This window comes from Neorhizobium sp. BETTINA12A, assembly GCF_023006485.1.
GTDB lineage: Bacteria > Pseudomonadota > Alphaproteobacteria > Rhizobiales > Rhizobiaceae > Neorhizobium.
In genome coordinates this window covers 1-8,676 of sequence record NZ_JALBGW010000184.1, presented here as the reverse complement: position 1 = coordinate 8,676, position 8,676 = coordinate 1, and the positions used below count along the sequence as shown (strand labels likewise).

8 protein-coding genes and 2 pseudogenes are annotated in these 8,676 nt (G+C 63.3%); 5 read left to right on the top strand and 5 right to left on the bottom strand.

Annotation, left to right across the window (positions count from 1 at the left end; all coding sequences use genetic code 11):
- Positions 1-1,124, top strand: a pseudogene (locus MOV61_RS26055) (chromosome segregation protein SMC); the annotation flags it as partial.
- Between the two features lie 442 nt (positions 1,125-1,566).
- The gene (gene ppdK, locus MOV61_RS26050; protein ID WP_247138655.1) at positions 1,567-4,239 is read left to right on the top strand and encodes a pyruvate, phosphate dikinase; all 2,673 of its coding nucleotides are present in this window, start codon (positions 1,567-1,569) and stop codon (positions 4,237-4,239) included.
- 16 nt (positions 4,240-4,255) lie between these two features.
- Here ppdK and MOV61_RS26045 read toward each other — a convergent pair whose 3' ends face one another.
- Both MOV61_RS26045 and MOV61_RS26040 read right to left on the bottom strand, forming a co-directional pair.
- On the bottom strand, positions 4,256-4,543 hold the full coding sequence (locus MOV61_RS26045) for a type II toxin-antitoxin system RelE/ParE family toxin (protein WP_247138653.1): 288 nt from the start codon (positions 4,541-4,543) through the stop codon (positions 4,256-4,258).
- On the bottom strand, positions 4,536-4,724 hold the full coding sequence (locus MOV61_RS26040) for a hypothetical protein (RefSeq protein ID WP_038540740.1): 189 nt from the start codon (positions 4,722-4,724) through the stop codon (positions 4,536-4,538). Before MOV61_RS26040 ends, MOV61_RS26045 begins: the two co-directional genes overlap by 8 nt.
- A gap of 116 nt (positions 4,725-4,840) precedes the next feature.
- Between MOV61_RS26040 and MOV61_RS26035 the strand changes: the two genes are divergently transcribed.
- Positions 4,841-5,272 carry a GNAT family N-acetyltransferase gene (locus tag MOV61_RS26035; RefSeq protein WP_258719001.1) on the top strand — a complete coding sequence of 144 codons (432 nt, stop codon included), beginning with the start codon at positions 4,841-4,843 and terminating at the stop codon, positions 5,270-5,272.
- An 89-nt stretch (positions 5,273-5,361) separates the two neighbouring features.
- Positions 5,362-5,721 carry a VOC family protein gene (locus MOV61_RS26030; RefSeq protein ID WP_247138652.1) on the top strand — a complete coding sequence of 120 codons (360 nt, stop codon included), beginning with the start codon at positions 5,362-5,364 and terminating at the stop codon, positions 5,719-5,721.
- A gap of 3 nt (positions 5,722-5,724) precedes the next feature.
- On the opposite strand, the gene MOV61_RS26025 is transcribed toward MOV61_RS26030, so the two are convergent.
- The 3 genes from MOV61_RS26025 to MOV61_RS26015 form a co-directional block, all read right to left on the bottom strand.
- Positions 5,725-7,089 carry a PQQ-dependent sugar dehydrogenase gene (locus MOV61_RS26025; RefSeq protein ID WP_408962434.1) on the bottom strand — a complete coding sequence of 455 codons (1,365 nt, stop codon included), beginning with the start codon at positions 7,087-7,089 and terminating at the stop codon, positions 5,725-5,727.
- Positions 7,086-7,559, bottom strand: coding sequence for a DUF2231 domain-containing protein (locus MOV61_RS26020; protein ID WP_247138651.1), 474 nt, complete (start codon positions 7,557-7,559; stop codon positions 7,086-7,088). The genes MOV61_RS26025 and MOV61_RS26020 overlap by 4 nt, the downstream gene beginning before the upstream one ends.
- A 121-nt stretch (positions 7,560-7,680) precedes the next feature.
- Positions 7,681-7,959 carry a hypothetical protein gene (locus MOV61_RS26015; RefSeq protein ID WP_247138650.1) on the bottom strand — a complete coding sequence of 93 codons (279 nt, stop codon included), beginning with the start codon at positions 7,957-7,959 and terminating at the stop codon, positions 7,681-7,683.
- Between the two features lie 70 nt (positions 7,960-8,029).
- On the opposite strand from MOV61_RS26015, the pseudogene MOV61_RS26010 reads away from it, so the two are divergent.
- Positions 8,030-8,676, top strand: a pseudogene (locus MOV61_RS26010) (hypothetical protein); the annotation flags it as partial.

Here is an 8,676-nt window from a genome sequence, read left to right as displayed (position 1 = left end):
GCAAGCGTCGCCTTGCCGCGATAGCCCAGGAGCGCGCCTCCTGGACCGCCCGGGCGGCAAGCGCCGCCGACCATATCGAGAGCCTCAGAGAACGTGAGGAAGAGGCCCGCGAAGAGATCGCCGATCTCGAAGCCGCGCCCGAGGAATTCGACGACAAACGCCGAGCGCTGCTGACCGAACTCCAGAAGGCGGAGGAGGCCCGCCGCGCGGCCGGCGATCGGCTGGCCGAGGCGGAAACCTATCAGCGCGAAGCCGACCGGATCGCCGTCGTTGCCTTGTCCGAACTCGCCGAATCGCGGGAGAAGCGCGGCCGTGCCGAGGAGCGCCTGGTCTCGGCGGCGGAAAAACGTCACGAGAGCGAGGCGCGGATCCGCGAAACGCTCAATGTCCCGCCGCACGAGGTCCTGCGGTTGGCAGGCCTGAAGCCCGACGGCGCGCTGCCCGATATCCGTGAGATCGAGCGCGAGGTCGATCGCCTGCGCATGGAGCGGGAACGGCTTGGCGCCGTCAACCTGCGCGCCGACGAAGAGCAGAAGGAGCTTTCCGACAAGCTCGACAACCTGATGCGCGAGCGCGCCGACGTGATCGACGCCATCCGCAAGCTGCGCGGCGCAATCCAGAGCCTCAACCGCGAGGGCCGCGAACGGCTGCTCGCCGCCTTCGACGTGGTCAACGAGCAGTTCCAGCGGCTCTTCACCCATCTCTTCGGCGGCGGCACGGCGGAGCTGCAACTGATCGAATCGGACGATCCGCTCGAGGCGGGGCTGGAAATTCTCGCCCGCCCGCCCGGCAAGAAGCCGCAGACCATGACGTTATTGTCTGGCGGCGAGCAGGCGCTGACGGCGATGGCGCTGATCTTCGCCGTCTTCCTCACCAATCCGGCGCCCATCTGCGTGCTGGACGAGGTGGATGCGCCGCTGGACGACCACAATGTGGAACGTTATTGCAATCTGATGGACGAGATGGCGGCCTCCACCGAAACCCGCTTCATCATCATTACCCACAATCCCATCACCATGGCCCGCATGAACCGTCTTTTCGGCGTGACAATGGGCGAACAGGGCGTTTCCCAGCTCGTTTCCGTCGATCTCCAGACCGCGGAACTGCTGCGCGAGGCGAGCTGAGCGGGTCCGGTTGAGGCGGGTTGATCGTTCCGTCGCACATGATTTTTGCCAGTCATTGACGAGGATCAATTTTCAACTTTATGTCTCCGGTATAAATTTACCTGCATCTACGTAGAATCACCCATATGGGGGATGTAATTTTCGGATTATTGTTGTTTTGTTGACTGTGGAATTGGAACGCGCCTGAGCGTCCATACGCTTCGCAGTCCGACTTGAAAGTTTCCCACCCCCCGTCCGGGTTTCCTGTCCTGGGCGGAAAGCTTTGCGGGGCCGCCTGTGATCCGGCCCCGCAAAGCTTTGTTTTTAAGCGCTCCCAAGCCCGTTTCGGAACCGCATGTGACCGCTTTTGTTGCGGCGCAACATAATCCTGCCCATATCCGTTTCCAAACCGTCATAAAACTTGTAGTTATGCGTAAAAGACTGCGACGGGTGGAGAGCAGCAATGTCGAAATGGGTCTATCGCTTCGGCGGCGGCGAGGCGGAGGGCCGCGCCGCGGATGTCGAGCGGCTGGGCGGCAAGGGCGCCAATCTCGCCGAGATGGCAAGCCTCGGCCTGCCCGTTCCTCCGGGACTGACCATCGTCGCCGATGCCTGCGTTTTCTATTTCAACAACAACAGAACCATTCCCGATGACCTGAAGACGCAGGTCCTCGAAGGGATAACCGTCATCGAAGGCCAGACCGGACGCGTCTTCGGCGGCAAGGTCAAGCCTCTGCTGCTGTCGGTGCGCTCCGGCGCCCGCGCCTCGATGCCGGGCATGATGGACACCGTCCTCAACCTCGGCCTCAACGACGAGACCGTGCAGGCGCTCGGGCACGATGCCGGCGATGCGCGCTTTGCCTGGGACAGTTACCGCCGCTTCATCCAGATGTATGCGGATGTGGTCATGGGCCTCGACCACGAGATCTTCGAGGAGATCCTGGAAGACGAAAAAGCCCGCCTCGGCCACGATTACGACACCGATCTTTCGGCGGTCGAGTGGCAGCATATCGTCAGCCTCTACAAGAGGATGATCGAGGACGAGCTGGACACCAGCTTCCCGCAGGATCCGCATGTGCAGCTCTGGGGCGCCATCCGCGCCGTCTTTTCGAGCTGGATGAACCCGCGCGCCGTGACCTACCGCATGCTCCACCGCATTCCGGAGGAATGGGGCACGGCGGTCAACGTCCAGACCATGGTGTTCGGCAATCTCGGCTCGTCGTCTGCGACCGGCGTCGCCTTCACCCGCAACCCCTCGACCGGCGAACGGGAGCTCTACGGCGAATTTCTGGTCAATGCCCAAGGCGAGGATGTCGTCGCCGGCATCCGCACGCCGCAATCGATCACCGAAGAGGGGCGTATCGCCTCCGGCTCGGAAAAGCCGTCGATGGAAAAGCTGATGCCGGAGGCGTTTGCCGCATTCAAGGCGATTTGCGACCGGCTGGAAATCCATTACCGCGACATGCAGGACCTCGAATTCACCATCGAGCGCGGCAAGCTGTGGATGTTGCAGACACGTTCCGGCAAGCGCACCACCCGCGCGGCGATGAAGATCGCCGTCGACATGGTGGAGGAAGGCGTCATTACCGAGGAAGAGGCCGTCTGCCGCATCGAGCCGCCCTCGCTCGACCAGCTTCTCCACCCGACCATCGATCCGCGCGTCGAGCGCCACGTGGTCGGTTCCGGCCTGCCCGCTTCCCCCGGCGCTGCGACCGGCGAGATCGTCTTTACCGCCGAGGAGGCGGTCGAGGCGGAGCACGAGGGCCGCAAGGTCATCCTGGTGCGCATCGAAACGAGCCCGGAAGACATCCACGGCATGCACGCCGCTGAAGGCATCCTGACCACCCGCGGCGGCATGACCAGCCATGCGGCCGTCGTTGCCCGCGGCATGGGTATTCCCTGCGTCGTCGGTGCTGGCTCGATGCGCGTCGATATGCGCAACGAACTCCTGATCGGAAGCGGCGGGATGACGCTGAAGCGCGGCGACACGGTGACGATAGACGGTTCGTCCGGCCAGGTGCTGAAGGGCGCCGTGCCGATGATCCAGCCGGCGCTGTCGGGCGATTTCGGCAAGCTGATGGCCTGGGCCGACAAGACCCGCCGCATGACCGTGCGCACCAATGCCGACACCCCGCAGGACGCCCGCGCCGCCCGTTCCTTCGGGGCAGAAGGCATTGGCCTCTGCCGCACCGAGCACATGTTCTTCGAAGGCGACCGCATTCATGTGATGCGTGAGATGATCCTTGCCGAAGACGAGAAGGGCCGTCGCGAGGCGCTCGGAAAACTCCTGCCGATGCAGCGCTCGGATTTCATCGAGCTGTTTTCGATCATGCACGGCCTGCCGGTGACGATCCGCCTGCTCGATCCGCCGCTGCACGAATTCCTGCCGAAGACGGAAGCAGAGATCGCCGAGGTCGCCAAGGCGATGGCGATGCCGCCCGCTTTCCTCGCCCGCCGCATCGACGCCATCCACGAATTCAACCCGATGCTCGGCCATCGCGGCTGCCGGCTGGCGATCTCCTATCCTGAAATTGCCGAAATGCAGGCGCGCGCCATTTTCGAGGCGGCGGTCGAGGCCGGCAAGTCGACCGGCGAACCGGTCGAACTGGAAATCATGGTGCCGCTCGTCAGCCTGCGCAAGGAACTGGATTACGTGAAGGGCGTCATCGACCGCGTCGCCGAGGATGTCGCCAAAGAGACCGGCGTGCCGATCGCCTATCTCGCCGGCACGATGATCGAGCTGCCGCGCGCAGCCATCCGCGCCCATGTGATCGCCGAAACGGCCGAGTTCTTCTCCTTCGGCACCAACGACCTGACCCAGACGACCTTCGGCATGTCGCGTGACGATGCGGCCGCTTTCATCCCGACCTACCAGAAGAAGGGCATTATCGAGCACGACCCGTTCATCTCGCTCGATTTCGACGGCGTCGGCGAACTCATCCAGATGGCCGCCGAACGCGGCCGCCGGACCCGCAACGACCTGAAGCTCGGCATCTGCGGCGAACACGGCGGTGACCCCGCCTCGATCCGCTTCTGCGAGAATGCCGACCTCGACTACGTCTCCTGCTCGCCCTTCCGCGTACCGATCGCCCGCCTTGCGGCGGCCCAGGCGGCGATCGAAAGGAGGAAGGGATGAACCAAGGGTTCATCCCCTATTTCAGATGGTCCGGCCATTTTCGGGACGTGTGAAATATGGCCAGTATCTCCGCCCGTTCGCGAAGACGATAAAACGCGATATAGGGCGTGCCGGCAATGGTGAGGCGCCGTGTATCTCCATCCGAAGTCAGTCGGCCGACTTTCGGGTGCCACGCCAGCATGGAAACAGCTTCCACGATGCGGCGAACCACGTTTTCGGCAGCCTGTGGATTGTCGAGTGCGATATAGGAGCCGATCTCATCGAGATCTTGCAGCGCCTCGTCCAGCCAGACGAGTTCATCCATTGGGGATGAATTTGCGGATCACCGCGCGCACCGTCTCGGCGGAAGCAAATCGTCCCTCATCAGCCGACTTTTTTCGCTCTGCCAGTTTTTTGACCTGCCACGCGTGCAGGTCGTCGGCTGCCTCCGTCGGCGCCGGCGAAATAGCATCTTCAATCGAGATTGGCTTCTGCGGTTCGCTCATGGAAGGATCATGGCAGATCGAACCGGCTTTTAAAAGCCGATTGGGGATGTTTATGTCATGCCGGCCGTCGCCGAAAAAACAAATAGGCGTTCGGAAATGCAGCCGAGGAGACCATCATGAACCAAGTCACCGTTCTCGCCGTGCCCGTCTTCAGCACGCTCTGTAACGAAGGTTTCCGCCTTCGCCGCGAAGTCTTCATCGTCGAACAGAACGTGCCCGCGGACATGGAATTCGATGCCGACGACCTGACCGCCTTCCACTTCGTCGCCGTCGTTTCGGGTGAGGTCTGCGGCACGTTGCGGGTCATCTATGCGGAAGATTATGCCAAGATCGGCCGGGTCGCGGTCACCAGCCCGTGGCGCGGCAAGGGTGTCGCCAGCGCCATGATCCGCGCCGCCATGGAAGCGCACGGACAAGCCCGCGGCAACCGCTTTCATCTGGCGGCCCAGAGGGACAAGATCTCCATGTACGAACGTTTCGGCTTCAAGGCCTATGGCGAAGAATTCTTCGATGTCGGCATTCCCCATTACGACATGAAGAATTTCTGAAGTCCGCCGTTTTCCGTTTCTGCCCATGGGGGTTTAGGACGACGACCTTCCCGTGTTAGCTTATCCGCCGGGAGCGACAGGGAGGAAACATGCCGCGCTTGGACCACGTCAACATTCATACGCGCGATGCCGACGCGATGATCGCGTTCCTGGGCAAGGTGCTCGGGGCCGAGGAAGGCTACCGGCCGCCCTTTTCCGACCCCGGCCGCTGGCTCTATCTCGACGGCCATCCCTTCATTCATCTGAGCATCGTCACCCGTGACGGCGATTTTCCGCCCGGCATGTTCAACCACGTGGCTTTCGGCTTTTACGATCATGACGCCGCCGTCGAGCGGATCACGGCGACCGGTTACCGCTTCGAACACGACGCCATACCCGATACCGATATCGGCCAGATCTTCGTCTATGGTCCGGAAGGCCTGAAGATCGAGCTGCAATACCGCCGGTGATCGTCATTTCACCGCTGCCGTCTGCTGCGCACCGGTGACACGCCAGACCGTATTGCCGGCGTCGTCGGCAACCAGCAGCGCGCCAGCCTTGTCGACCGCGACGCCGACCGGCCGGCCGCGGGCCGCCTCGTCCTTGTTGAGGAAGCCGGTGACCACGTCTTCCGCCTTGCCGTTCGGTTTGCCGTCCTTGAAGGGCGCGAACACGACCTTGTAGCCGTTGAACTTGTCGCGGTCCCAGCTGCCGTGTTCGCCGACGAACGCACCGCCCTTGTATTTGGCCGGCAGAGCATCGGCGGTGTAGAAAGTCATGCCCAGCGGCGCCACGTGCGAGCTCAGCGCATAATCCGGCGGGATCGCCTTGGCGACCAGGTCCGGCCGCTGCGGCTGCACCCGCGGGTCGACATGCTGGCCGTAATAGCTGTAGGGCCAGCCGTAAAAGGCACCGTCCTTCACCGAGGTCATGTAGTCCGGCACCAGATCCGGCCCGAGCTCGTCACGTTCGTTGATGACGGCCCAGAGCGCATGGGTGGCCGGCTCGAACGTCAGCCCGTTCGGATTGCGAAGGCCGGTCGCGAAGATCCGCGAACGGCCGCTCGCCCGGTCCACCTCCCAGATCGCCGCCCGGTCCTTCTCCGCCTGCATGCCGTTCTCGGCAATGTTGCTGTTCGAGCCGACGCCGACATAAAGCAGCGAGCCATCTGGGCTTGCCACCAGGCTCTTGGTCCAGTGGTGGTCGATCGGGCCGCCCGGAAGCTCGGTCAGCCGCGTGCCGGGGTCGGTGATCCTGGTGTCGCCGGTATTGTAGTGATAGCGCATGATCGCATCGGTATTGGCGACATAGAGGTCGCTGCCGACCAGTGCCACGCCGAACGGCGAGTTGAGGTGATCGAGAAACACGCTCTTCGTTTCCGGCTTGCCGTCGCCATCGGCATCGCGCAACAGGGTGATGCGGTTGCTTTCGCCGCCTTCACCGCCGCCGCCCGTCGTGATCGACTCGATCCAGCCCATCACAAGGTCCTTCGGCCGTTTGACAGGTTCGAGCCCGGGCGCCTTCGATTCCACCACCAGGATATCCCCGTTCGGCAGCGTATAGAGCGAGCGCGGATGCTGAAGCCCGGTCGCCATCGCTTCGATCTTCAGCCCGGCCGCTACTGTCGGCGTTTCGCCGGGCTTCCAGCCAACCACCTTGGCGAGGTGCATCGGCGGAAACAGATATTGCTGCGGTTCTGGAAGCACGGGGTTGGGGCCGACCTGGCTCATCGGATCGAAGCCGTCGGCGGCCTGTGCCGCCACGATGAAGGTCGAGGAGAAAAGAAGCGCGACAGCGGCGGCGCGTCCGGCGCCTCTGGAGGAAATCATGGACATCATTCGGTTACTCCTACGCCATGGCGATAGACCATCGACCAGCCGAGCCAGCCGGTGACGATCAGGATCACGACCGTGACCGCCGAGAGCGTCAGCCCCCAGGGCACGACCGAGGTCCAGGCATCGCGCGTGTGGATGAACATGTTGATCGTGGCGATGACGAGCACGATCAGGTTGCCGATCACATGCGGCCAGGCGGGGCGTTGGCTGCGGATCGCCCGGTCGCCGATGAAATCGACAAGCCCGGCGATCGCCGCGATCAAGCCAAGGACAACGCCGGCGCTGATCAGCCAGGCGGAAAAATTCGCCCACATCATCTCCGCACTTCGCCAATAGGCGATGTCGGTCAGAAGCGTGCCGACAAAACAGGCGATCGGGAAGGGCACCAGCATCGGATGGATCGGATGTCGGGCAATGCGGGCCGTCGAATGGGGGGAATGGGAGGTCGTGGAATGGGTGGGCGAATGGGCCATGGGAAACGTCCTTCAAGCCGTCGACTTATCGGGAGATCCAAACAATTCGACAGGGAAGAAGTTCCCGGCGGGCGATCACGCCTGCGTTTCGGCAATCGCCGCAAAACCTCTAGGCTTTCGCCTAGCGCCGCTCCACGATCACCCGGCGTTCGACCACCATCGGCCGCCACATCATCGCATCGGCGCGGGACTGCATCGAGCGCCCCTCGGCGCGGCGGTCGAGTTCGATGTCGAGCATGCAGCGCGCCATGGCATCCGTGCCGCGCCTGAAGCCGTAGCTGGCGCAGGTGGTCTCGTCCGCCGCACGGCGTTCCTCCGGCGTCATCGTCTGGCAGCCTGCCAGCAGGACGCAAAGCGGGGCGATAAGCGAGGTGACGAGGAGAAGGCTGTGAGGGCGCATGAGATGAACTCCTTTTCATTCGGCCGGGCTGCAACCTTGGGATTCCATTCCGGGCGAAGCTGTTTTACACATGAGCGAGCGCTTTTGCCATGGAGCCTTTGCCGATCCCATGCCCGTCCGTTTTGTCCGGCCCGTTTCCCATTCGGCCTATACGGCCCGCAGGCTGGCCTTCTCGGCTCTGGCGTTGTTCGTGATCGCCGCGCTGGCACATCGTTTCGGTCCCCTGGCGACCCCCGATTTTCTGGCTCTGCTCTTTCTTTCCGCAGCGATCGCCGCCGTTTCCGTGCCTCTGTCGCTGATCGGCCTGATGCGGCTCTGGCAGGTCGGCGCAAGCGGCGGCGTTGCGGCGACGAAAGGGCTGATCTATGCGGCGGTTCCGCTCGCCGTAGTGGCAACCGGCGCCTTCTATTATTTCACCCTGCCGCCGCTCTACGACATTTCCACCGATATTGCCGACCCGCCGCCATGGGTCGCTGAGCCGAAGGCCAGCCAGAAATGGCTGCCGCGCGCGACGGTGATCACGCCTGCCGATCGGCGGGTCCAGTTCGCCGCCTATCCCGGCCTCACCGGCAGGCGTTACGAGGGCGCGCTCGACCGCGTCTATCAGGGTGTGCAGAAGGCGGTGCTTTCCGCCCGCATCGCGATCACGAAGAAGGAAGGCGTCGAGCTGATCGCGCCGGATATCTCCCAGCGCCCCGCGCCGCAGGACGAACAGGC

Excerpts from the sequence above, each read along its gene's own strand:
- ppdK (WP_247138655.1), top strand. The coding sequence starts at position 1,567 with ATGTCGAAATGGGTCTATCGCTTCGGCGGCGGCGAGGCGGAGGGCCGC.
- MOV61_RS26020 (WP_247138651.1), bottom strand. The coding sequence starts at position 7,559 with ATGGCCCATTCGCCCACCCATTCCACGACCTCCCATTCCCCCCATTCG.
- MOV61_RS26015 (WP_247138650.1), bottom strand. The coding sequence starts at position 7,959 with ATGCGCCCTCACAGCCTTCTCCTCGTCACCTCGCTTATCGCCCCGCTT.
- MOV61_RS26025 (WP_408962434.1), bottom strand. The coding sequence starts at position 7,089 with ATGATGTCCATGATTTCCTCCAGAGGCGCCGGACGCGCCGCCGCTGTC.
- MOV61_RS26040 (WP_038540740.1), bottom strand. The coding sequence starts at position 4,724 with ATGAGCGAACCGCAGAAGCCAATCTCGATTGAAGATGCTATTTCGCCG.
- MOV61_RS26045 (WP_247138653.1), bottom strand. The coding sequence starts at position 4,543 with ATGGATGAACTCGTCTGGCTGGACGAGGCGCTGCAAGATCTCGATGAG.
- MOV61_RS26035 (WP_258719001.1), top strand. The coding sequence starts at position 4,841 with ATGAACCAAGTCACCGTTCTCGCCGTGCCCGTCTTCAGCACGCTCTGT.
- MOV61_RS26030 (WP_247138652.1), top strand. The coding sequence starts at position 5,362 with ATGCCGCGCTTGGACCACGTCAACATTCATACGCGCGATGCCGACGCG.